Genomic DNA, 24,979 nt, shown 5'->3' on the forward strand with positions numbered 1-24,979 from the left:
CCGACCGATCCGCATGTGTTCGCGATGCATATAGTCGGCAGCGGCGGTGGTTGGGCTGGATTCGCCTCATCATCGCCCGTTCAGAACGGAATGACGAGTGCAACACGGGCAGGCGGCTCGGCGCCCCCAGAAAAGGACGCGATGTTATGTCACGTTATGGGTTGGGACTGGTCTTGCTCGGTAAAAATCAGGCGATTGCCGAACGGGTCGCAGATCGTCATGTCCTTGCTGCCCCACGGCGTATCCTGTATCGCGGGACGGGCATAGCGGTATTGCTTGCCGATGAGTTGCTGCTGATACGCCGCAAGGTGTTCCGTTTCTATCCGCAGTGCCGCACCCGGACATCCATCGCCATGATGTTCTGACAAATGCAGCAGGCAGCTGTCTTTTGAAATCTGCAAATACAAAGGCAGATCCGCTTCGAACCGGTGTTCCCAATCCACTGCAAAGCCCAGGAAATCCACGTAGAAGGCTTTGGCTTTCGCCTCGTCAAAGATGCGAAGGATGGGGATAAGGCTTTTCAGCATGATAGTCACCTAAGGACTGCAAAAAGTTGCAAGGTAGTCATGTTGACATGAACAGGATCCTCGAGCAATGACACCCTACATCAGTGTCACGCAATGCAAATGCAACGCCGTTGTCTTCCCTTGAAGGCCGATAGCGTCGTCTTCGTGATTATCACGTCAAGAAATCGCCTGCTTGCGCGCCGGCTTCCTTGCCGCATGGTCAATTATTCGGGTAGCATCGGGCACCTCTCTCTTCGCAGCCAGTCCGAAGCGGGCAACCCGACCGATCCTTGTCTTGCGTACAAGAACGCCAACGATATTGTTATGTTCAACCCTGCCCATTTGAATCGCTTCGACCTACAGGCTCCGCTTGCAGACCGAAGATCCTTTCATCCGAAAAATACCTGGCCGATCGGATTGCTGGCCGGTGCAATACTGACGGCGGCTCTTCCGGTCAGTGCTGCGATAATGGATGCACGGGACGTGGCGGAATTGAGCCTGGAAGAGCTGGCAACGATACGGGTAACCTCGGTATCGAAGCGCTCGGAGTCACTGGCCGATGCGCCCTCCTCGATCTACGTCATCACCGCCAACGATATCCACCGTTCCGGCGCGACGACGCTGACCGAGGCGATGCGACTGGCCCCCAACCTGCAGGTCGCCCGTGTCGATGCGAGAAACTATGCGATCACGGCGCGCGGCTTCAACAGTGCTTTTGAAAACAAGTTGCTGGTGCTGATCGATGGACGCACGGTGTATTCACCATTGTTCTCCGGCGTATTCTGGGATGCCCAGGATGTCGTGCTGGAAGACGTCGAACGCATCGAAGTCATCAGCGGTCCAGGTGCAACACTGTGGGGCGCCAACGCCGTCAACGGCGTGATCAACATCATCACCAAGCGCGCGGCGGATACCCAAGGTGCGCTTGCAGAAGCAGGCGCCAGCAAGAATGAAAAAAACGGTGCGGTCAGATATGGCGGCGCGCTGGATAACGGCGGCCACTACCGCATCTATGCCAAATACGCGGACAACGACGACACGCGCCGTGCCGACGGCGCACCTGTGCTCACAGGATGGCATCGCAAGCAGGCCGGATTCCGTGCGGACTGGGGCAATTCCGCCCAGAGCTTCACCGTGCAGGGCGATACCTATGATGGCTCGCTGCACCAGTTGGGAACGCGCGACATCGGTATCAGCGGCGCCAACCTGGTTGGACGCATGAATACCAGGCTGGATGATGGCTCCAGCCTCGGCTTGCAAGCCTACTGGGACTATACCGAACGAAATCAGCCCAATGCCTTCATCGAGCACTTGCATACCTTCGACATTCAACTGCAGCACTCGCTCAAGTTGGCCGACACACATGATGTAGTCTGGGGCGCAGGGTATCGCCTGGCGCTGGACCGTGTGCAGAACGATCGCGCATTCGCCTTCCTGCCGGGCTCGCTCAACATGTATTGGGGCAATCTGTTCGTGCAGGATGAAATCACGCTGCATGACGATGTGCGCCTGACGCTGGGCGCGAAGCTGGAAAACAATAATTACACCGGGGTTGAATTCCTGCCGACCTTGCGCATGTCGTGGAAACCCGCAGCCAACGAGCTGATCTGGGGATCCGCTTCGCGCTCGATACGCGCGCCCTCGCGCATCGACCGGGATTTTTTCAGTCCGACAAGTCCGCCCATCGTCAACGGCTTACCACGCTTCGCGATAGCGGGCGGTCCGGGCTTCGAATCGGAAGTCGCCAACGTCGTCGAGATCGGCTATCGCATTCAGCCGCTTCCCACGCTGTCCTACACGGCAACCGCGTTTTACAGCAAGTATGACAAGCTGCGCACGCTGGAGCCCAATCCGAACGGTTTCGGCTCGGTCTTCAGCAATATGGCCGAAGGCGATGCCCGCGGTATAGAAATGTGGGGTAACTGGCAAGCGATGCCTGAATGGCGCCTCGCCGCGGGTCTGGTAGCGCAACGCGTGAACACCACGCTGAATCCGGGAAGTCGCGATGCGAGCGGCACGACAGGATTGGCGACCAGCGATCCCACGCATTACTGGATGCTGCGTTCTTCATATGATATGGCACAGGGTCAGGAGTTCGATGTCACGCTGCGGCATGTCGGCGCCTTGAGCCGCCCTACGGTACCGGCCTACACCGCTGTCGATATGCGCTACGGCTGGAAGATCCGGCGCGGCCTCGAGCTGTCCGTCGTCGGCCAGAACCTGTTCGACCGGACCCATGCCGAGTTCGGCGCAGCGCCCGGCCGAAGCGAATACGAGCGCGCGGTCTTCGTCAAAATCTTGTGGAAGCAATAAGGCAAGAGGACGAGACGACATGGCGCTGAGATGAATATGCTGAAGTATTTTTTCGGGGCTATGCCGCCGCCGCGCCCGACTACTAAACGGGAGCGCCGTTACGGCCTGCTGGCGCGTGTGCTCGTCCTCGGGCCGGCACTCGTGCTGGCACTGGCTTTATGGTCCCTGCCGCTGCCGTCGGCAGGCCAGGCGTCAAGCGGCAACAGCACTGCAAGCGCCACCGAAGAGCGCGTGAAGGCCGCCTTTCTGTTCAAGTTTCCCAATTATGTGGAATGGCCCGCCGCCGCCTTTGCGCAAACCGACTCGCCTTACGTGATCGGGGTGATCGGCGAGGAAGCAATCCTTGAAGAGCTGCGCCGAATTTCGGCCGGCCGCAGCATCAACAACCGTGCCGTCACGATAAAAAAACTGCAGCCTGGAGAGTCGTTGACCGGCATCCATGTATTATTTATTGGCGCTAACGACCGTGGCAGACAGGCACAGGTGCTCACACAGGCGAATATGCTGCCGATTCTGCTGGTCACGGAAACCGAAGGCGCGCTTGCGCAGGGAAGCATGATCAATTTCCGCATTGCGGATGACCGTGTTCGTTTTGAAGCATCGTTGGTTGCAGCTGAAAAGGCAGGCCTAAAACTAAGTTCCAGGTTGCTGGCGATTGCCATTTCCGTCGTCAAGGGTTCCCAAAAATGATTCGTAATGCCATCAGGAGATCCATCTCCCGCAAATACATGCTCGCGGTTCTGGCAACCACCTGTGCTGCGCTACTGGTATCCGCGCTGGCAATGCTGACCCTCGATGTCCGCAATTATCAGACCGCCTGGGCCAACGATCTCATGGCGCAGTCCGATATCCTGGCAAAGGTCAGCCTGCCTGCGCTTGAGTTCAACGATCTGAAGGTGGCCAGGGAAAATCTTGAACAAATGAAAGCGCGACCGCGGATATTTGCCGCGGCCATTTATTTGCCGGATGGTTCGGTATTCGCTTCCTATTCGAAAAATGCGCAGCGTGCTGCTGAATTTCCCAAATTTCCGGCAGCGAGCGGATACACGACAGACCTCGGCCGGGTTTCGGCATTTTCCACCATTGTCCGCAACGGTGAAATCGTAGGCGCTGTCTATCTCGGCGCCGACTATCCGCTGGCTCAACAGGTTAAACGCTACCTCACCGTCCTCGTGCTGGTGATGGCGGTCAGCCTGTTCATTGCCTTGCTGGTATCGACCCGGCTGCAGGCCGCGATCACCAAGCCGATTCTGGCCGTTACCGAGGCAGCGAACCAGGTGATCAGCCGGCGCGACTTTTCAATGCGGGTCAAGAAGTCCACCGACGACGAAATCGGCATCCTGGTCGATGCATTCAACAGCATGCTGACCGAGGTCGGCGAACGCGCCAAGGTGATCGAGGAATCCAACGTGGCGCTGCAACGCGAAATGAAAGAACGCCGCGATGCTGAAGAAGCGCTGAAGCAGCTCAACAACACGCTGGAAGACAGGATCCGCGAACGGACCGCGGAACTCGAGCGCGCCCATGCGCAACTGCGGCAGTCGCAAAAGCTGGAAGCGGTCGGGCAGCTGACCGGCGGTGTCGCGCATGACTTCAACAATGTACTGCAGGTAATCACCGGCAACCTTCAGTTGCTGCAGATGACGCTTGCCGGCAATCCGGATGCGCAGAAGCGGCTCGAGACCGCCACATTCGCCGCCGATCGCGGCGCCAAGCTTTCTTCGCAACTGCTGGCCTTTGCACGTCGCCAGCCGCTGCAACCGGTGGCGAGCAACCTCGCAGGAGTCTTGCGCGGAATGGACGACCTGCTGCGCCGCGCATTGGGAGAATCGGTCCAGATCGAGACCGTGGTCGCAGGCGGGCTATGGACGACCTTGGTAGACCCCAATCAGCTCGAAAACGTCATACTCAATCTCGCGATCAATGCGCGGGATGCGATGAAAGGCGACGGGAAACTGACGCTGGAATTGGGCAACGCCATGCTGGACGATCATTATGTATTGTCCGAGCCTGATGTTGTCCCCGGACAGTATGTTCTGTTGGCAATTTCGGATACGGGTACCGGCATGCCGCCGGAGGTCATAGCGCGCGCATTCGAGCCATTCTTTACCACCAAGCGCGAAGGCGAAGGTACCGGTCTTGGCTTGAGCATGGCCTATGGCTTTGTAAAGCAGAGTAACGGCCATATACGCCTGTACAGCGAAGTCGGCAGCGGGACGACGATCAGGATCTATCTCCCGCGCTCGATGCAGCCTGAAGTGGAAGTCAACAATTCGCGCGGCGGCCAGGTTGCGGGTGGAACTGAAACCATCCTCGTCGTTGAAGACGATACGATCGTCCAGGCAACGGTTGTCGACATGCTGTCCCAGCTCGGCTACCGCGTTCTGAAGGCGAGCGATGGGCAAAGCGCTCTGCATATCCTGCAAAGCGGCATCCCGATCGATCTGTTATTTACCGACGTTGTGATGCCAGGGCCGGTGCGCAGTCCCGATCTGGCCAGACAGGCAAAACAGATATTCCCCGAAATCGAAGTGCTGTTCACTTCCGGTTACACGCAGAATGCGATTGTGCACGGCGGCCGTCTCGACCCGGGCGTCGAGTTGATCAGCAAGCCGTATCGCCGGGAAGACCTCGCACGAAAAATACGGCAGGTACTATCAAGAAAACAACCCGCTGCCGCACCGATGCCCTTAACCAGCGCGCCGGGTCCGGTAACGAATTCCGCCTCTGCCGCGCCGGCTCCGCTCCACATCCTGATTGTCGAAGACCATGACGATGCGCGATTGATGTTGAGCGAGCTGCTGACGATACTCGGACATCAGGTTGAGAGCGTTTCCAGCGCCGAAGAAGCGCTGAAGATCCTGGCTACCACCAGCTTCGATGTCTTGCTAACGGATCTCATGCTGCCTGGCATGTCCGGGCTGGATCTGGCTCGCAAGCTGGTGCGCGACGGTGTCGATATCGAAATCGTATTTTCGACCGGGTATGGCTCACTCGCAACCGACAATATCGACATCAAGGCGGCCTTGCTGCCCAAACCTTTCAATCTGGCCGCGCTGCAGAAGGTACTGGAAGAAATACATCCACCGCGCACATCGACTGCATAACGACTGCATCACATCAGCGCGGCTTCATCGATAGCGACTGCAGAAAATGTCCGGATGGCTCGCTCGCCTGATCACAGGCGAGCGCCGCGGAACGGCACCTGCCGGCTTACGCCAGCGCCAGATGCTTTTGCTGTTGCGGCAGAAACTCGCGAATATCGCGCGGCTTGCGGCGGCGCGGATGCTGGATTTCGTCGGCGCGCATGGCCCGTGCCGCCTTCCAAAGCAGCATGTCGTCTTCATAGCTGCGCAGTGCGGCGGTCTTTTCCCAGAGCACACGCCGATGCGTCACGTAATCCCAGCAAACCGGGATCAAGCCGTTCAGCGCGCCCTGCGCCTTCATCCTTAACGCCACGGTCATGACGTCACCCGCATGTGGCACGTCTTCCGGAAACTGGATGGAATTTGCCCAGGCGCGCACGTCGCAGAAATCAATCACCTGCCCGCGCAGCGGCTTGGGCCACAGGTCGGGGTGTGCGCTCTGATTCGGCCAGCGGCCCGCGCCTACCCAGGTACCCGGTTTGAACATGATTCGCCTCCTTGATCGACGGCGGCAGATTGCCATGTCTCTGTCGCCAGATGATGCCCTCGCATCCATGCGCGAATGTTGGTAACGAATGTTGGTAACTTAATTAAGCTTTCAACCAGCGTCTACCCAATTCACACATACTGTTCATGCATACAGTATCATGCACTTTAGCCTTTGTCCATGCGGGTTTTCGACAGTTCCTGATTTTTCTTAAAATATTTTTCGATGAAATACATGCAATTATTTTCATACTGGAAAGCCAATAAAAAACCCGCGCAAGGCGGGTTTTTTATTTTTACTGCAAGTGGTCAAGGTCGATACACCTTGGCCAACATTACTTGCCGGGCAATTTCCCTGCAACGCCTTCAACATAGAAATCCATCTTGTTCAGCGCGTCATCGTTCAGTGAACCTTTTTCCAGACGAACCTTGCCTTCATTGTCTTTCAGCGGGCCATCGAATGGCGTGATCTTTCCCGAGACAATGTCCTTCTCGGCTGCCGCAACAACCTGCTTGACGTCATTGGGTACGCCGGTACCGATCGCCTCCAGCTTGACCATGCCATCCTTGATGCCGCCCCAGACGCCGGTCGATTTCCATTTGCCGTCAATGACTTGCTGGGCCGCGTTCGTATAGTAATTGCCCCAGTGATGGGTTACTGCGGCGATCTGCGCCTTGGCCCCGAACTTCTTCATGTCGGAGTGATAGGCGATTGCATATTTACCCTTTTCTTCCGCAGCCTGGACAATGGCGGTCGAGTCGGTGTGATGGGTGACCACGTCGGCATTCTGGCCCAACAGTGTGATCGCAGCGTCGCGCTCCTTGCCCGGATCGAACCAGCTGTTGACCCAGATGACCTTGACTTCGGCCTTGGGATTGACACTGCGCATGCCGCGCGTAAACGCATTAATGCCTTGCAAGACTTCCGGAATCGGGAATGCCGCGACGTAGCCTGCGACGTTCGACTTCGTCATCTTGCCGGCAAGGACGCCGGCAAGATAGCGGCCTTCATAAAAGCGCGCATTGGCAGTCGCGACATTAGGCGCCGTTTTGTAGCCGGTCAGGTGCACGAACTTCACATTCGGAAATTGCTTCGCGACCTTGAGCGTCGGATTCATGTAGCCGAACGAAGTGGTGAAAATCAGCTTGCTGCCCTGCTGGGCGAGATCACGGATCACACGTTCGGAGTCGGCGCCTTCAGGAACATTTTCCACGAACTTGGTCGTGATCTTGCCGCCGAGGCTTTTTTCCATTTCCTTGCGGGCGATGTCGTGCTGCGTGGTCCAGCCGGCTTCACCGATCGGACTGACATAAACAAAACCGACATTGAGAGGGGCTGCATCGGCGGCGAATGCGGACGACGTCGCGAGAGCAGGAAGGACGGCGACAGCGGACAGCACGCTGCGCAGAAAGGTTTTCGACATGGTTTTCCTCTACATGTGGTTCCCACTAAGTTTTCAATGGACGCCGAACCGTGCCGAGTGGGGGTGACAACACGGTTGTCCGGACGTTACCGAAGGCAACGCCAATGTCCAAATCCTTTGCAATCCTTTGCGAAGCTAGATTGCACCTACCGTACAAATGCTGATTGCATTATGGTCAACTAGTTGGACAGGATTATATGTATACATTAATAGTATTCATATCGCTGTCATTATCCCAAGTTTTCTTTCAGCATGTTGGCGCGGAACAATCCAGCTCGGCTTACGCCGGGCTAACGAACACGATGGAACGTAATTCAGTTTGGATTGAAATTCTTGCCCAGCGAGGCCGGCATGTTGAGCTTGATCCAGTTGGCGTTGGTCGATATCAGCACCAGCACGACGATCGTGGCGAGATAAGGCAGCATCGACAGCAATTGCGAATCGATCGATACGCCCAGTCCCTGCGCATGGAAAGTCATGATCGTAACGCCGCCGAACAGATAAGCGCCGATCAGTACGCGCGCCGGCCGCCAGGTAGCAAAAGTGGTGAGCGCCAGCGCAATCCATCCACGTCCGGCGACCATGCCTTCGACCCACAGCGGCGTATAGACCAGCGACAGGAAGGCGCCGGCCAGACCGCAGCATGCGCCGCCGAACAGCAAGGCGGCAAGCCGGATACGGCGCACGCTGTAACCCAGCGCATGAGCGGAAGACGGCGACTCGCCGACTGCACGCAATACCAGTCCGGCGCGCGAACGGTAAAGGAACCAGATAATGCCGCCGCATAGCAGCAGCGACAGGTAGACCATCGGATGCTGGCGGAACAACGCGGTACCGATGAACGGGATGTCGGACAGCAAGGGCACTGCGAACTTGGGGTTTTCAAGACTGCGGCCGACATAGTTGATGCCGATGTAGGCCGACGCGCCGCCGCCGAACAGCGACAAGGCGAGCCCGGTCGCATACTGGTTGGTGCCCAGCCATACGGTCAGCAGCGAAAAGAAGGCCGCCATCAGCATGCCTGCCGCGGCGCCGGCGACAAAGCCGACCGCGACGCTGTCGGTATTGACGGCCACGGCAAAACCGATCACGGCGGCAACCAGCATCATGCCTTCCGCGCCGAGATTGACCACGCCGGATTTTTCATTGATCAGCAGGCCGAGCGCTGCCAGCATCAGCGGCGTACCGGCATTGATCGATGCGGCGATCAGGGGAGCGATTGCTTCCATTATTTTCTCCAGCTCAATTTGTAGTGGATCAGCACGTCACATGCCAGCAGCGAAAACAGCAGGATGCCCTGGAACACGCCGGTAATTGCATTGGGCATACCCAGCCGCGACTGCGACAGTTCGCCGCCGATATAGAACAAGGCCATGATGAAGCTGGAAAACACCACGCCAATCGGATGAAGTCGGCCTACATATGCCACGATGATCGCCGCGAATCCATAGCCGGGAGAAACCGTCGGCGTAAGTTGTCCAATCGGACCGAGCACTTCCGCCGTGCCTGCGAGTCCGGCCAGCGCACCGCATAGCAGCATCGATGTCCACAAGGCCTTGCGCGACGAGAAGCCTGCATAACGCGCGGCTGCCGGCGCCATGCCACCGACCTGCAGCCGATAACCGGCAAAGCTGCGGCTGAGGAATACCCACCCGAGGCTGGATGCAAGCAGCGCCATCACGATGCCGAAATGCAGGCGGGTCTGATCGAGGATGATAGGCAGCAGAAAACCTTCGGACAGCATGCGCGACTGCGGGAAGTTGAATCCCTCCGGATCGCGCAGCGGCCCATGCACCAGCAGGCTCAGCAAGAGTTGCGCGACATAGACCAGCATCAGCGATACCAGGATTTCATTGGCATTGAAGCGGTCGCGCAGGAAAGCAGTGATTGACGCCCATGCCATGCCGCCCGCCATGCCGGCCAGCAGTACAACCGCAATCATCAATGCACCGCCGCCCTCTCCCTGGTCGAAATACAGACCTGCGGCACCGCCTGCAATCGCACCGACCACCAATTGTCCTTCGGCACCGATATTGAACACATTTGAGCGGAAGCAGATCGACAAGCCGACCGCAATCAATAGCAGAGGAGCCACTTTCACGCCGACTTCCGACCAGCCCTGCAAGTCCTTGATCGGCTCCAGCAGGAAGACCGATAGCCCGGTAACCGGATTCTTGCCCAATGCGACAAACAGGATCGCACCGCATATCACTGTCAGCAGCACCGCGAATACCGGCGACAGCCATGACATCGCTACCGAGGGACTCGGCCGCTTTTCCATCTTAAGCATTGGCTACCTCCTGCCGTACCGGGGGAACGCTGTCCCACAGGCCACTCATCCATTGACCGATCAGATCCACCGTCGCATGCGCGCGCTTGATCGATGGCGACACCCGGCCTTTTGCGATCACGACCAGCCGGTCCGAAATTTCGAACAGTTCATCAAGCTCTTCCGATACCACCAGCAGCGCGCAGCCGGCATCGCGCAGCGCTACCAGTTCCGCACGGATCTGCGCAGCGGCGCCGACATCGACACCCCAGGTCGGCTGGGCGACGATCAGCACGGTTGGATTGCGCATGACTTCGCGTCCGACGATATATTTCTGCAGGTTGCCACCCGACAGGCTGCCGGCAGTCGCATGCGGCCCCGGTGCCTTGACCTTGAAGCGGCTGATGATGGACGACGCAAGCTGGGTGATCGCACCGAAGCGGATCAAGCCCTTGCCTATGGTTGTGTCGTTCTGGTGCGACAACAGAATATTTTGTGCGAGCGACAGGTCGGGCACGGCGCCGCGTCCCAGACGCTCTTCCGGGACGAAGCCCAGCCCGCGCCGGCGCCGGCGCGCAGCATTCAGGCGGCCGATCGCTTCGCCCTTGAGCACGATCATGCCGGGCGCGGCACGCGGATCTTCGCCGGACAGGGCCGCCAGCAATTCCTGCTGACCATTTCCCGATACGCCCGCGACGCCGACGATCTCGCCCGCATGCACATCGAGGTTGATATCGGCAAGCGTGGTGCCGAAAGGATGGCTTTTTTCCAGCGACAGGTTGCGCAGCGACAGCATCTTTTCGCCGGGCAGGCGATCGACCGACTTGATCGCGGGCGGCTCGGAACCGATCATCATGCGCGACAGGCTGGAAGCGGTTTCCTTGGATGGATCGCAAATGCCGGTCACTTTCCCTGCTCGCATCACCGTGCATTTGTGGCACAGTGCGCGGATTTCGTCGAGCTTGTGGCTGATATAAAGGATGCTGCAGCCTTCTGCCGCCAGCTTGCGCAGCGTTTCGAACAATCGTTCGACCGCCTGCGGCGTCAGGACCGAGGTCGGCTCGTCCAGAATCAGCAGTTGCGGTTTGGCGAGCAAGGCGCGAACGATTTCGACGCGCTGACATTCGCCTACCGACAGCGTATGCACATGGCGCTGCGGTTCCAGGTCGAGTCCGTACTGACGAGCGGTCGACTCGATGCGCTTGCTCAATTCTTCCAGATTGGTGTCCTTGGGCAGTCCCAGCGCAATGTTTTCCGTCACCGTCAGCGTATCGAACAGTGAAAAATGCTGGAATACCATGGCAATGCCGAGCTTGCGCGCCTCGGCGGGGTTGGCGATATTAACTTCCTTGCCGTTCCAGTAAACCTGGCCGGCATCGGGCTTGACCGATCCGTAAATGATCTTCATGAGGGTCGACTTGCCGGCGCCGTTCTCGCCCAGGATGGAATGAATTTCCCCTGGCAAAACGTTCAGGTCGACGCCATCGTTCGCGACCACGGAAGGATACTTCTTGGTGATCCTGCTAAGGCTTAGGCGGGTGTCCATGTCTCACTCTTCTTGCGAGCTACCGAAACCGATATGGTAGTGGCTCTCTTATCAATATTCTTGTTATTGACGAAAATTACAGGAAAATTTTGCAGTAAATATAGTGTCATCTGTATGGGCAATATAGAAACGGGGATATAGGGTTGTCAGAATTTGTCTGTACGCGCGTATACCTGGAAGAATGGAAGGAACGCCGCACCATCCTGCTGAGTACTACCGATATTGCGGAAAAGCGATGCGCCAGCGCATTTAGCAGAAATCGAACCAGACGGAAATCCGAACCGAATACATAACGGTCGCGCCTTTCCTTATGCTCGATCTCATATGCAACATATTCGAGGGCCGATATCCATAAGCTTGCTTTCTGTAGGACATTACTGCACGCGGCTCAATAAGGCGTAACAGGATGCGTCAGTACCTGATGTTGTTCGCCAAGCCACGCATCACAACATATAGAGGAGAACACAGATGAGTTTGATGGAGCGGGTCTTTAAGCTGAAGGAACAGGGAACGGACGTCAGAACGGAATTGCTGGCCGGCCTGACCACCTTCCTGACAATGGCCTATATTATTTTCGTGAACCCCTCCATCCTGGGCGACGCCGGAATGCCGAAAGATGCGGTATTCGTCGCAACCTGCGTGGCGGCGGCGATCGGCACGCTGGTCATGGGTCTGTATGCGAATTATCCGATCGCGCTGGCGCCCGGCATGGGCTTGAATGCCTACTTCGCCTATAGCGTTGTGATGGGCATGGGGTATACCTGGCAGGCCGCGCTGGGCGCGGTCTGCATCTCGGGCGTCCTGTTCCTGATCATCAGCATGCTGGGCATACGGGAAATGATCGTCAACGGGATTCCCCATTCGATCCGCACCGCGATCACGGCCGGCATCGGCCTGTTCCTGGCGATCATCTCGCTCAAGAATGCCGGCATCATTACCGCGCATCCGGCAACGTATATCACGCTGGGCAACCTGCATGCCGCTCCGCCCATCATGGCGATCATCGGTTTCTTCCTGATCGTGGCACTTGACCGGCTCAAGATCAAAGGTTCGATCCTGATCGGCATCGTCGGCGTCACCATCCTCAGTTTCTTCTTTGCCGACAACAAGTTCGTCGGCGTCTTTTCCGCACCTCCGTCGATCGAGCCGACGCTGTTCAAGCTGGACATCTCCAGCATTCTGTCGATCGGCATTCTGAATGTCGTGCTGGTGTTCTTCCTGGTTGAATTATTCGATGCGACCGGCACATTGATGGGCGTGGCCAATCGCGCCGGCCTGCTCAAGGCAGGCAAGATGGACAGGCTCAGAAAGGCCTTGATGGCGGACAGTACCGCGATCGTCGCCGGTTCCTTCCTCGGCACGTCGAGCACGACGGCGTACATCGAAAGCGCAGCCGGCGTGCAAGCGGGCGGCCGTACCGGTTTGACTGCGGTTGCCGTCGCGGCGCTCTTCCTTGCCTGCCTGTTCATCGCCCCGCTGGCCGGCGCGGTCCCGGCCTATGCCACCGCACCGGCGCTGTTCTATGTGTCTTGCCTGATGCTGCGTGAACTTGTCGATATCGATTGGGATGACACGACCGAAAGCGTTCCCGCCGTTATCACCGCGCTGCTGATGCCGTTTACTTATTCGATTGCCAATGGTGTGGCATTCGGATTTATTTCCTATGCTGGACTCAAGCTCTTTACGGGGCGCGCGAAGGAAGTACGGGCTATCGTGTGGATCATTGCGGCGATTTTTGTGTTCCGCTATGTGTATCTTGGGTCCGAATGAGCCAACTTGATGACCGATGACTGATTACATGACATGCCGAGCGTGCTGATCACGCGCGAATAAAATGGTCCGAATGTTCGGGCCATTTTTTTGGCTCGACAGTCGTCGATTTGAGTACAGCATGCTCGATGGCGCGATGCTTTATAAGCAATCCCTTATATCGATTATCGGATTTCCGGACTGATTCGGCATAGACAATCTTGCATGATGAAAGCTTGTATAGGATGTATTGCACGTTGTGATCGGGCCGTACGGATGAAGTTCTATCGCATGAAAAGCAGAAAATTGTTCGTATCCAGACTTTCGGATAGTCAACATCAGATTTGCGATATAGCTTGAGAACGAGCGGGTGCTAACCTAACGTCACAATGTAAGCATTAAATCAGCATAAAATACCAGAGGCGGAGAAAGCATGTCCCAACCCATACGTTTTTATTACCGCGGCGAAGTTCAAACTGTCGCGTATGCAGCGCCCACCCAGACCATCCTGCAGCATGTGCGCGAAGACCTGCACTGCACCGGCACCAAGGAAGGCTGCGCCGAAGGCGACTGCGGCGCCTGCACCGTGGTCATCGGCGAACTCAAGGGCGATACCGTTGAACTGAAATCGGTCAATTCCTGCATCCAGTTCCTCCCCACCCTCGATGGCAAGGCCTTGTTCACGGTGGAAGACCTGAAGCAACCGGACGGTGAACTGCATCCGGTACAGCAAGCCATGGTCGAGTGCCATGGCTCCCAGTGCGGCTTTTGTACCCCCGGCTTTGTGATGTCCTTGTGGAGCCTGTACCTGAAACAGGAAGACAAGCCCTGCGCGCCGCAGCGCAAGGACATCGACGATACCCTGTCCGGCAACCTGTGCCGCTGCACCGGCTATCGCCCCATCATCGATGCCGCGCATCGCATGCTGGAATTGCCGAAGGCGCAGTTCGACCGGGATGCGCTGGCCACTGCCTTGCAGGCCATCCAGCGCAACGACATGCTGAGCTATACGCACGACGGCCAGTCCTTCCATATTCCCCTCACGCTGGAACAGCTGATCCGGATTCGCGCCGAAAAACCGGAGGCCACCCTGCTCTCCGGCTCCACCGATATCGGGCTGTGGGTCACCAAGCAAATGCGCAACCTGGGCGACATCATCTATATCAATCAGGTCAAGGAACTGCAATCGCTGTCCGGGCAGGACGGCATGCTGGACATCGGCGCGGCCGTGTCGCTCACTGATGCCTATGCGGCGGTCTGCCAGCACTATCCGCAAGAGTTGTCGGAACTGTGGCAACGCTTTGCGTCGCTGCCGATCCGCAATGCCGGCACGCTGGGCGGCAATGTCGCCAACGGCTCGCCGATCGGCGATTCCGCACCATGGCTGATCGCCTTGGGCAGCGACATCGTGCTCAACGGCCCCGCTGGCCAGCGCACCATGGCGCTCGAGGAGTTCTATCTCGATTATCAAAAGAAGGATCTGCGCCCCGGCGAATTCGTCCAGGCAGTGCGCGTCCCGCTGCCGCAACAAAACCGCCACTTCCGCACTTACAAGCTGGCAAAACGCTTCGACCAGGATATCTCCGCCGTCTGCGCCGCATTTGCGATCACGCTCGATGGCGAGATCGTGCGCGAAGCGCGCATTGCCTTCGGCGGCATGGCGGCGACTTCGCGCCGTGCACCGAAGGCGGAAGCGGCATTGCTCGGGCGCGCATGGAATGAGACAGCGCTGCGGGAGGCAATGCAGCAACTGACGCAGGACTACACGCCGCTGACCGACATGCGTGCCAGCAGCGACTACCGCATGAAAACCGCGCAAAACCTGTTGCAGCGCTTCTGGTACGAAACGCGCACCGATGCGCCGCTGGCGCCGGCCGCGGTCAATGCCTTCGCCTGCGCCTAAGCCAAGAGAGACGACGATGAATACACAGAGCGAAGCATTTCTCCAGCAACAGGCTGCGACCGCGAACTGGACCGAGGTCGGCAAACAGCGCCCGCATGAATCGGCGGTGCTGCATGTACTGGGCGAAGCCACCTATACCGATGACATCCCGGAAATCCAGGGCACCTTGCATGCCGCGCTTGGCTTGTCGCACAAGGCGCATGCGCGGGTGCACGGCATGGATCTGAAGGAAGTGAAGGCATCCATCGGCGTGGTCGCCGTGTATACCGCCAAGGATATTCCGGGCACCAATGATTGCGGCCCGATCATCCATGACGACCCGATCCTGGCCGATGGCCTGGTGCAGTATGTTGGCCAGCCGCTGTTCGTGGTGATTGCCGATACGCATGATAATGCACGCCGCGCCGCGCGCCTGGCCAAGGTCGACTATGAAGAGTTGCCAGCCATTCTGACGCCGCAGGACGCCAGGAAAGCACAATCCTTCGTGTTGCCGCCGATGCATCTGGCACGCGGCAATTGCCGGCAGGCGCTTGAACGCGCGCCGCACAAGGTCAAGGGCGAACTGTATGTCGGCGGGCAAGAACAGTTTTACCTGGAAGGCCAGATTTCGTATGCGATCCCGAAGGAAGATCGCGGCATGCTGGTGTATTGCTCGACCCAGCATCCGTCGGAAATGCAGCATGTGGTCGCGCATGCGCTGGGTCTGCATTCGCATCATGTGGTGGTCGAATGCCGGCGCATGGGTGGCGGCTTCGGCGGCAAGGAATCGCAATCGGCCTTGTGGGCATCGGCGGCCGCGATCAGCGCGGCGTTGCTCAAGCGCCCGGTCAAGCTGCGCGCCGACCGCGACGACGACATGATGGTGACCGGCAAGCGTCACTGTTTCTATTATGAATACGAGGTGGGTTACGACGACGAAGGCCGCATTGTGGCGGCCAAGGTCGAGATGGTGTCGCGCGCCGGTTATTCGGCTGACTTGTCAGGTCCGGTGGCGACCCGCGCGGTATGCCACTTCGACAATGCCTATTACCTGTCGGATGTGGACATTGTGGCGATGTGCGGCAAGACCAATACCCAGTCCAACACCGCGTTTCGCGGCTTCGGCGGTCCGCAAGGCGCGATTGCGATCGAATACGTGATCGATGAAATCGCGCGCAACCTGGGCAAGGACCAGCTCGATGTGCGCAAGGTCAACTTCTACGGCCGCAACGACGCCGAAGGCCGCAATGTCACCCAGTATGGCCAGAAGGTGGTCGACAACGTGATCCATGAACTGGTGGCGGAACTGGAAACCACCAGCGCGTATCGCCAGCGCCGCGAAGAAGTGCGCGCGTTTAATGCCGCCAGCCCGGTATTGAAGAAGGGGCTGGCGATCACGCCAGTGAAATTCGGCATCGCCTTCAACCTGACCCACCTTAACCAGGCCGGTGCGCTGGTGCATGTGTACGTGGATGGTTCGGTACTGGTCAACCATGGCGGCACCGAGATGGGCCAGGGCATCAACACCAAGGTCGCGCAAGTGGTCGCGCATGAGTTGGGACTGGACCTGTCGCAGGTGCGCGTGTCGGCGACCGATACCAGCAAGGTCGCCAATACCTCGGCGACTGCCGCCTCCACCGGCGCCGACCTCAACGGCAAGGCTGCGCAGGATGCGGCGCGCCAGATCCGCGACCGGCTGACCGCGTTCGCTGCGCAGACCTTCGGGGTCGATGCATCGACGATCAGCTTCGCCGACAACAAGGTCTATATCGACGGCAATGTCGAAGCCTTCGAGTCGCTGGTACGCAAGGCATACAACGCCCGCGTGCAGTTATGGTCGGACGGTTTCTACGCGACCCCCGGTTTGCATTGGGACGCGGCCAACATGTCGGGCAACCCTTTCTTTTATTTTGCCTATGGTGCGGCGGTGTCCGAAGTCGTGGTCGACACACTGACCGGCGAATGGAAACTCTTACGCGCCGACGCCCTGTACGATGCCGGGAAATCACTCAACCCGGCTATCGACATCGGCCAGGTGGAAGGCGCATTCATTCAGGGCATGGGCTGGCTGACTACCGAAGAACTGTGGTGGAACAAGGCCGGCAAGTTGATGACGCATGCGCCGTCCACTTACAAGATTCCGGGAATCTCGGATTGTCCGGAACACTTTGATGTGCGCCTGTTCAATAACCGCAATGTCTCGGACAGCATCCATCGGTCCAAGGCCGTGGGCGAACCGCCGCTGCTGCTGCCGTTCTCGGTGTTCTTTGCGATCCGCGATGCGGTCGCCAGCGTCGGCGACTACAAGGTCAATCCACCGCTCAACGCGCCGGCCACCAGCGAAGCGATCCTGAATGCGGTAGAAGCTGTGCAGGCCGCGCAAGCGGTCGGCGCATAGGATGGCAAATGCGGGAACCCTCATGAGCAACTGGCTTTCGGCAATCAACGCTTCCCTGAGCGAGGCAATGCCAGCGGTGCTGGTGACCGTGGCCGTGGTCGAAGGCTCCGGTCCGCGCGAACCCGGCGCGAAGATGCTCGTCACCAGGGATGGCCAGTCCGACACGATAGGCGGCGGCCATCTCGAAATGCGGGCATGCGAAATCGCGCGCGAAATGCTAGCCCTGCCGGTAACCGTCCCGGCAGCGGTAAGACGCGTCGGACGCTTTGCATTGGGTCCAAGCCTGGGGCAATGCTGCGGCGGCGTCGTGCATCTGTCGTTTGAACGAATCATGCCGGACGACGCTACGTACTATGCGATGCTGGAGAAGCATTGGTCGGATCGCCAGGATTGCTGGCGTCTGATCCCGCTCGACGGAGTCGCGTCCAACGCATTAATCGATGACGCAGGCAATTGCCTTGCCGGACTCATGCCTGCCCTGCCAGTCGAGATTGATCAGGAACGCCCCTGCCATGTCATGAAGGACGGCGCGGGCCATCGCTGGCTGATCGATCCTTGCCTGGCTTATCGTCCGCATCTCGTATTGTTTGGCGCCGGACATGTGGGCGCAGCGATCGTGCGTAGCCTGGCGGACATGCCCTGTCACGTAACCTGGGTCGATGAGCGCGAAGACATGTTCCCCGCCGTCGTGCCGGCAAATGTGAGGATCGAGGCTACCGATATGCCGGAAGCGGTGGTCGATGAAGTGCCATCGGGCTCGACTTATCTGGTACTGACGCATTCGCATGCGCTCGATCAGCGTTTGTCCGAAGCCATCCTGCGCCGTTCCGACGCCGGATGGTTCGGGCTGATCGGCTCCAAGACCAAGCGCATGCAGTTCGAGCACCGGTTGCGCGACCGCGGCATACCGCAGGAGCGCATTGCCGGCATGGTATGTCCGATCGGTGTGCCCGGCATCACGGGCAAGCAACCGGCTGTCATCGCAGCATCGGTATGCGCACAACTGCTGCAGGTATGGGAAGCGGAAGAGTGCGCGCAACAAGCGCTGCCGGAACGCCGCCTTTTTGCATGAGGCGCTGCATTCTATTCCTGCTCTTCATGCGTACCCCGCTCGGCCAATAACACAGTAGCTATTCGCGGCGACACGCTGCACCAGAAAGAAGAACGCCATGACCTCCAACAACACAACACCCAACTGCCAGGCCTATCGTGCGAGTATCCTGCATTTCACCGCCGACCCCGCATTTAACGACAATGCCTATCACTGGCATGAAGACGGCTTGCTGGTGATCGCCGAAGGCCGCGTCTATGCTGCCGGTGACTATGCGCAGTTGCGCGGCACCCTGCCCGAGGGCGTACAGATCAACGACTACCGGGGCAAGCTGATCGTTCCAGGTTTCATCGACACGCATATTCATTACCCGCAGACCGACATGATCGCGTCGCCCGCGCCCGGGCTGCTGCCATGGCTGGAAACCTATACCTTCCCGACCGAGCGCAAGTTCGCGGACGAAGGGCACGCTGCCGAAGTGGCCAGCTTCTTTCTGGATGAACTGCTACGCTGCGGGACGACGACCGCCATGGTTTATTGCACGGTGCATCCGTCGTCGGTCAATGCCTTCTTTACCGAAAGTGAAAAGCGCCAGCTGCGCATGGTCGCCGGCAAGATCATGATGGATCGCAACTGTCCTGACTTCCTCAGCGATACGGCCGAAGGCGGCGCACGCGACAGTGAAGAACTGATCCGAAAATGGCACAAGCGCGGTCGCCAGCTGTATGCGATCACGCCGCGTTTTGCGCCCACGTCGACCGAAGCGCAGCTGCAGCTGGCAGGCGAGCTGGCGCAAACCTATTCGGATACCTTTCTGCAAACCCACGTCGCGGAAAACACCGATGAAGTGGCCTGGGTCAAGTCGCTGTTTCCAAGTGCACGCAGCTACCTCGATGTCTACGATCACTACGGCATGATGCGTCCGCGCGCGATGTATGCGCATTGCATCTGGCTCGACGACCATGACCGCGCCCGCATGCGCGAAACACAATCCGCTGCCTCGATCTGCCCGACCTCGAACCTGTTCCTCGGCAGCGGGCTGTTCGATTTCGCACGCGCCGACGCGGCGCAGGTGCCGCTGTCGCTCGCCACCGATGTGGGCGGCGGCACTTCCTTTTCCATGCTGCAGACCATGAATGAGGTATACAAGGTCGCGCGCATGGGCGGCACTTATCTGCCGGCCTTGCGGATGTTCTATATGGCGACGCTGGGCAATGCGCGCAGCATGCAGCTCGAAGGCACAATCGGCAATTTCGCGCCTGGCGTCGAAGCGGATTTCGTGGTGCTCGATCCGCATGCGACTCCTCTGCTCGCGCGCCGCTCCACGCGCACCGAAAGCCTGGAAGAATTGCTGTTCGCGCTGGCCCTGCTTGGCGATGACCGCACGGTAGCGGCAACCTACAGTGGCGGCAGGCTGGTGCACGCACGCGGACGGCAACTGGCCGAGACGGAGCCGGTCAGTGCATGAAGCAACAACAGGCATAAGACATTCAGCCTGAGATTCGGATTCGCATTTATCACTTGCATCACACAACACCACTAGAGGAGACTTCATGCAATACAACAAACTAAAAAAGATGCTGCTTGCCACCGCGTTGGGTAGCGCGTTCGCGATTCCGGCGAGCGCACAGACCAGTGTCACGTTCAGCGGCCTGGTCGATGTCTACGCCGGCTCGATCCGCAATGCGGGCGATGCCCGTTCGCGCTCGGTGGTCAACAGCGGCGGCATGACGACTTCGTGGTTCGGATTCAAGGGTTCGGAAGACTTGGGCGGCGGCCTGAAGGCCAACTTCCTGCTGACCAGCTTCATTCAGGCCGACACCGGCGTACAAGGCCGCTTCCCTGGCGACACGCTGTTCTCGCGCGATGCCAACGTGGGACTGTCGGGCGACTTTGGCGCGATATCGCTCGGACGCGAGTTGGCACCGCATTTTCTGCCGACCATCCTGTTCAACCCGTTCGGCGATTCGTATAGTTTATCGCCGCTGATTCTGCACGCGGATGTGCCGCTCTTCAATGCTTCGGGCTGGACCAACTCCATCGTCGGCGATACCGGCTGGAGCAACTCCATCCGCTATCAGACTCCCAGTTTCGGCGGCTTGAAGGCAAACCTCCATTATCAGTTCGGCGAGATTGCCGGCAACAATGGCCGCAACAACATCGGTATCAATGCACTGTATTTCGCGGGCCCCCTGGCCTTGACCGCGTTCTACCATAACGTTGAAATCAACAATCCGCTCAATGCACCGGCCGGCAATGTTCAACCCGGAGGAAACATCCCGCTGGCGACAGGCGCATTTGCTGCACGCCAGACTGCATGGATGGTGGGCGGCACTTATGACTTCAGCGTCGCCAAGGTGTACGCGACCTACGGTCAGACTTCACACAACATCGATCTGGACGACGATACGCTGTCGCTGGGCGCAACCGTGCCGGCTGGTCGCGGCAAGGTGCAGCTTGCATGGGCACAGACCAAGCGCAGCGGCGTGGCATTCGGCGCGGACCAGAAACGCAATACCACCGCGGTCGGTTACGACTATGATCTGTCCAAGCGGACCGACCTGTATGCGATCTATATGAACGACCGCATCACCAGCCGCGAAAGCGGTAACAGCTTTGCGGTTGGCGTGCGCCATCGCTTCTAACGCTACGCCATCAATACGGGATGGGCGCATGCTGCGTCCATCCCGTCAATCTTTCCAATTACGACCCAAAGTATGGTTGAATAGCCGCCGCGGCAATGCCGTTTCGATCACCATACAATTCAATCTGGAAGGAAGGTTTATGCCGACAATCAATGTGCAAATGTTTGAAGGACGTACCGTTGAACAGAAGCGCGCTTTCGCAAAAGCGGTCACCGAGGCAGCAGCTGCCACCCTGCAATGCAAGCCGGAATCGGTCGATATCGTTTTTCAGGATGTGAAGAAGGAAGATTGGGCTACCGGCGGCAAACTGTGGTGCGATTAATCCGTTAGTAGAAGCCTGCAGCCGCCTGATGCATACATGCAACCAGGACTAGCATAAATAATGCTGTTACAAAGAATCCCGGCAGGCGGCAACACTTTGTCCTTTAATATAAGTAGACAAAGGAGTCAGGCATGAAAAAGCGCATTTCTATCACCAGCGTCATCGGTATTGCCACTGTTGCAATCACCGCCTTGCTGGCCTTTAGTACCCCGGCCCATGCCGGCGGCAATGTCCAATGGTCGGTCTCGGTAGGAACACCGGTCTATACGCAGCCCGGCGTAGTCGTCTACCAGCAGCCGCAGCAATATATCTACGGCGCGCCGCCTTCGGCGTTTCCATCGCCACCGGTGTATTACCATCCGGCACCCACTTATTACGAAGCGCCTGCACCGGTCTATCAGGGTAGCCCGCCGCCAGTGATTTACTACCAACAGCAACCGCGGCCGCATCATCACCATTATCACGGCCATCGCAATTACGGTGATCACCACGGCGGCAACCGCCACCATCACGGACACGGAGAACGCGCGGCACTGCGGCGCTGAATATCTGTTGCACCCCGTCAGCGAATTGGCCGGATAAGCGAAGATCCGGCCACCTGCAAACCAGCCATTGCTCAGGCCGTACCGCCTACCGTCATGCCATCGATGCGCAGCGTCGGCTGGCCGACACCGACCGGCACGCTTTGACCTTCCTTGCCGCACACGCCGATGCCGCTGTCGAGTGACATGTCGTTGCCGATCAGCGATACCCGATTGAGCACGTCGGGGCCATTGCCGATCAGGGTCGCGCCCTTGACCGGATAAGTCACCTTGCCATCCTCGATCATGTAAGCCTCGCTGGCCGAGAACACGAACTTGCCGTTCGTGATATCGACTTGCCCGCCGCCGAAATTCACTGCATACAAGCCGTTCTTGACCGACGCAATGATTTCCTGGGGGTCCTTGTCGCCGGCAAGCATGTAGGTATTGGTCATGCGGGGCATCGGCAGGTGGGCATATGATTCGCGCCGCGCATTGCCGGTCACCGGCATGTTCATCAGACGCGCATTCATGGTGTCCTGGATATAGCCTTTGAGGATGCCATCCTCGATCAGCGTGGTGCACTGGGTAGGATTGCCTTCATCGTCGACATTGAGCGAACCGCGACGGTTGCTGATGGTACCGTCATCCACCACGGTGACTCCCTTGGCCGCAACCCGTTCACCGATACGGCCGGAGAAGGTGCTCGATCCCTTGCGGTTGAAGTCGCCTTCCAGTCCATGCCCGATCGCCTCATGCAGTAACACGCCCGGCCATCCAGGACCAAGCACCACGGTCATCGGACCGGCCGGTGCGGGACGCGCATCCAGGTTGACGAGCGCGGTAGCCACCGCATCGCTGGCGTATTTCTCGATCAGTTCGTCGGTGAAATAGCCGAAGTCGTAACGCCCGCCGCCGCCGCTGGAACCCGACTTCACGACGGCCATTCTGTTCGGCAATCACGGTCACCGAAATGCGCACCAGCGGACGGATATCAGCAGCCAGCACGCCGTCGCTGCGCATGACCAGCACCACATCGTATTCGCCGGCCAGCCCCGCCATGACCTGCACACGCGCGGGTCCTTGGCGCGTGCGATGCGCTCGATCTTTTCCAGCAGCTGCACCTTTTGCGTGGCGTCGAGCGAGGACAGCGGATCATGCGGAAGATAGAGCGAACGACCTCCTACCGGCTGGACCGACGATGCTACCTTGACCTTGCCGGCGCCCTGCCGCGCGATGGTGCGCGTCGCGGCGGCTGCATCCAGCAGCGCGCTTTCGGAAATTTCATCGGAATAAGAGAATGCCGTCTTGTCGCCCGACACGGCACGCACGCCGACGCCCTGGTCTATCGAAAAGCTGCCGGTCTTGACGATGCCTTCTTCCAGGCTCCAGCCTTCATTCTTTGTGAACTGGAAATACAGGTCTGCGTAATCGACGCGATGGGTAAAATCGCGTCCAGCGTTCTGGTCAGCTTGGCTTCATCCAGACCGAACGGCGTCAACAGGACGTCGCGCGCGATGGCAAGGGATTGCAGATTGGGTTCGAATAGCTTCATGGTAAGGGTCTCTGCGCGCAAGCGCTGGCTGGAATCGAAATCAGATTGTAGAGCATCCGCACGCGCGCTGGCTTATACCAATCCTGATCCACAACGCGACAAATGAAATCGATGGATTTTTTCGACTGGCAAGGCGCAGGAGGAGTCAATAGCGGGCTATTGACGACGAGTGCAACGCAGGCAGGCGGCTCGGCGCCCCCAGAAAAAGACGCGATTTCATGTCACGTTATGGATCAGGATTGGTATTAAAGCCTGCGGTGCCGCAACGCGGGAAGGCTTTCGCGCACGCGCTGTAAACGGGCTGGATCGAGTTCGCCGATCACCACGCCCTCGCCTTCGGGCAGCACGTCCTTGACCTCGCCCCAAGGGTCGACCAGCATGCTGTGGCCCCAGGTGCGGCGTCCATTCGGATGTATGCCGCCTTGCGCAGCCGCCAGTACGTAGCACTGGTTTTCGACGGCCCGCGCGCGCAGCAGGATTTCCCAGTGCGCGCGCCCGGTAGTGTAGGTAAACGCAGCTGGCATGACGATCAACGCGCAATCGCCCATCGCACGGTACAACTCGGGGAAACGCAGGTCGTAACAAACCGAAAGGCCGACCTTGCCGAAGGGCGCATCGAACGCTATCACACGCTCGCCATGCACGATGGTGCGCGCTTCATCGTAAGATTCTTCGTCTTTGGTAAAGCTGAACAGATGGATCTTGTCGTAGCGGCTGACGCGTTCGCCCTGCGGGTTGTACACATCAGGGTGTTAAGCACCTTGTTGTCTTCGGCGGCAACCATCGGCAAGGTGCCGCCGACCAGCCAGATGCGGTGTTCCTGTGCGAGTTGCGCCATGGCGTGCTGTATCGGTCCGCCGCTGTCCGGTTCGGCGTGGAGCAGCTTGTCGCTATCTTTCATTCCCATTACCGGCCAATACTCGGGCAACAGGATGAATTGCGCGCCTTGCTGCGCCGCCTCGGCAACCAGGCGGCTGGCGCTGGCCAGGTTTTGTTCCCCACGGGTGTGGAGACCATCTGGATAGCGGCGATCTTTACGGATTGCGTCATTGCGTCTCCTTAAGCGTTTAAGCTTAACCATTCGTTCCGAAACGATTGTTGGCCTCGCCAGTGGTTTCAGCGGGCTTGCGCAGCAGCTTGGTGACTAACGGATCCTTCCACGGACC

At 58.6% G+C, this 24,979-nt stretch carries 17 protein-coding genes and 2 pseudogenes; 11 read left to right on the top strand and 8 right to left on the bottom strand.

What is annotated here, in order from left to right:
• Positions 1-149: 149 nt before the first annotated feature.
• Positions 150-530, bottom strand: a complete 381-nt coding sequence (locus tag D3871_RS23185) for a glyoxalase superfamily protein (RefSeq protein WP_199724897.1) — start codon at positions 528-530, stop codon at positions 150-152.
• Between the two features lie 96 nt (positions 531-626).
• On the opposite strand from D3871_RS23185, the gene D3871_RS23190 reads away from it, so the two are divergent.
• From D3871_RS23190 to D3871_RS23200, 3 genes are read left to right on the top strand one after another with little or no spacing between them, the layout of a single operon-like run.
• Positions 627-2,819 (top strand): TOL_0244 family TonB-dependent receptor, encoded by a 2,193-nt coding sequence (locus D3871_RS23190; RefSeq protein WP_233575774.1) that lies wholly within the window; start codon positions 627-629, stop codon positions 2,817-2,819.
• A gap of 36 nt (positions 2,820-2,855) precedes the next feature.
• Positions 2,856-3,509, top strand: coding sequence for a TOL_0243 family YfiR-like periplasmic protein (locus D3871_RS23195; protein ID WP_158598027.1), 654 nt, complete (start codon positions 2,856-2,858; stop codon positions 3,507-3,509).
• Entirely contained in the window at positions 3,506-5,926 is a 2,421-nt protein-coding gene (locus D3871_RS23200; protein ID WP_119771372.1) for a sensor histidine kinase, YfiR-like protein-associated, read from the top strand. Before D3871_RS23195 ends, D3871_RS23200 begins: the two co-directional genes overlap by 4 nt.
• Positions 5,927-6,032: 106 nt before the next feature.
• Here the strand turns inward: D3871_RS23200 and D3871_RS23205 are convergent, their stop codons facing one another.
• The 5 genes from D3871_RS23205 to D3871_RS23225 form a co-directional block, all read right to left on the bottom strand.
• Positions 6,033-6,452 carry a hypothetical protein gene (locus D3871_RS23205; protein ID WP_119771373.1) on the bottom strand — a complete coding sequence of 140 codons (420 nt, stop codon included), beginning with the start codon at positions 6,450-6,452 and terminating at the stop codon, positions 6,033-6,035.
• A 334-nt stretch (positions 6,453-6,786) separates the two neighbouring features.
• The gene (locus tag D3871_RS23210; protein ID WP_119771374.1) at positions 6,787-7,875 is read right to left on the bottom strand and encodes a BMP family ABC transporter substrate-binding protein; all 1,089 of its coding nucleotides are present in this window, start codon (positions 7,873-7,875) and stop codon (positions 6,787-6,789) included.
• 314 nt (positions 7,876-8,189) lie between these two features.
• Positions 8,190-9,104: an ABC transporter permease gene (locus D3871_RS23215; protein WP_119771375.1), complete on the bottom strand. Its 915-nt coding sequence runs from the start codon at positions 9,102-9,104 to the stop codon at positions 8,190-8,192.
• Positions 9,104-10,165, bottom strand: coding sequence for an ABC transporter permease (locus D3871_RS23220; protein ID WP_119771376.1), 1,062 nt, complete (start codon positions 10,163-10,165; stop codon positions 9,104-9,106). The genes D3871_RS23215 and D3871_RS23220 overlap by 1 nt, the downstream gene beginning before the upstream one ends.
• Entirely contained in the window at positions 10,158-11,690 is a 1,533-nt protein-coding gene (locus tag D3871_RS23225; protein ID WP_119771377.1) for an ABC transporter ATP-binding protein, read from the bottom strand. Before D3871_RS23225 ends, D3871_RS23220 begins: the two co-directional genes overlap by 8 nt.
• A 468-nt stretch (positions 11,691-12,158) precedes the next feature.
• Between D3871_RS23225 and D3871_RS23230 the strand changes: the two genes are divergently transcribed.
• The 8 genes from D3871_RS23230 to D3871_RS23265 all read left to right on the top strand — a co-directional run bounded on the left by D3871_RS23230 (position 12,159) and on the right by D3871_RS23265 (position 22,282).
• Positions 12,159-13,460 carry an NCS2 family permease gene (locus D3871_RS23230; RefSeq protein WP_119771378.1) on the top strand — a complete coding sequence of 434 codons (1,302 nt, stop codon included), beginning with the start codon at positions 12,159-12,161 and terminating at the stop codon, positions 13,458-13,460.
• Positions 13,461-13,872: 412 nt separating this feature from the next.
• A complete protein-coding gene (gene xdhA / locus D3871_RS23235) occupies positions 13,873-15,342 on the top strand; it encodes a xanthine dehydrogenase small subunit (RefSeq protein WP_119771379.1) in 1,470 nt (489 codons plus the stop codon).
• A gap of 16 nt (positions 15,343-15,358) precedes the next feature.
• Complete coding sequence (xdhB, locus tag D3871_RS23240; RefSeq protein ID WP_119771380.1) at positions 15,359-17,719, top strand: xanthine dehydrogenase molybdopterin binding subunit; 2,361 nt, start codon at positions 15,359-15,361, stop codon at positions 17,717-17,719.
• A gap of 22 nt (positions 17,720-17,741) precedes the next feature.
• Complete coding sequence (gene xdhC, locus D3871_RS23245) at positions 17,742-18,791, top strand: xanthine dehydrogenase accessory protein XdhC (protein ID WP_119771521.1); 1,050 nt, start codon at positions 17,742-17,744, stop codon at positions 18,789-18,791.
• Positions 18,792-18,888: 97 nt separating this feature from the next.
• Positions 18,889-20,238, top strand: coding sequence for a guanine deaminase (gene guaD, locus D3871_RS23250; RefSeq protein WP_119771381.1), 1,350 nt, complete (start codon positions 18,889-18,891; stop codon positions 20,236-20,238).
• A gap of 85 nt (positions 20,239-20,323) precedes the next feature.
• Complete coding sequence (locus D3871_RS23255; RefSeq protein ID WP_119771382.1) at positions 20,324-21,415, top strand: porin; 1,092 nt, start codon at positions 20,324-20,326, stop codon at positions 21,413-21,415.
• 139 nt (positions 21,416-21,554) lie between these two features.
• A complete protein-coding gene (locus D3871_RS23260) occupies positions 21,555-21,737 on the top strand; it encodes a 4-oxalocrotonate tautomerase (protein WP_119771383.1) in 183 nt (60 codons plus the stop codon).
• Positions 21,738-21,868: 131 nt separating this feature from the next.
• Complete coding sequence (locus tag D3871_RS23265) at positions 21,869-22,282, top strand: hypothetical protein (RefSeq protein WP_119770111.1); 414 nt, start codon at positions 21,869-21,871, stop codon at positions 22,280-22,282.
• A 71-nt stretch (positions 22,283-22,353) separates the two neighbouring features.
• Here D3871_RS23265 and tldD read toward each other — a convergent pair.
• Both tldD and D3871_RS23275 read right to left on the bottom strand, forming a co-directional pair.
• Positions 22,354-23,813: pseudogene (gene tldD / locus D3871_RS23270) on the bottom strand (metalloprotease TldD).
• Between the two features lie 245 nt (positions 23,814-24,058).
• Positions 24,059-24,894 (bottom strand): annotated as a pseudogene (locus D3871_RS23275) (carbon-nitrogen hydrolase family protein).
• Positions 24,895-24,979 lie beyond the last annotated feature (85 nt).

The organism is Noviherbaspirillum saxi (assembly GCF_003591035.1).
Lineage (GTDB): Bacteria > Pseudomonadota > Gammaproteobacteria > Burkholderiales > Burkholderiaceae_D > Noviherbaspirillum > Noviherbaspirillum saxi.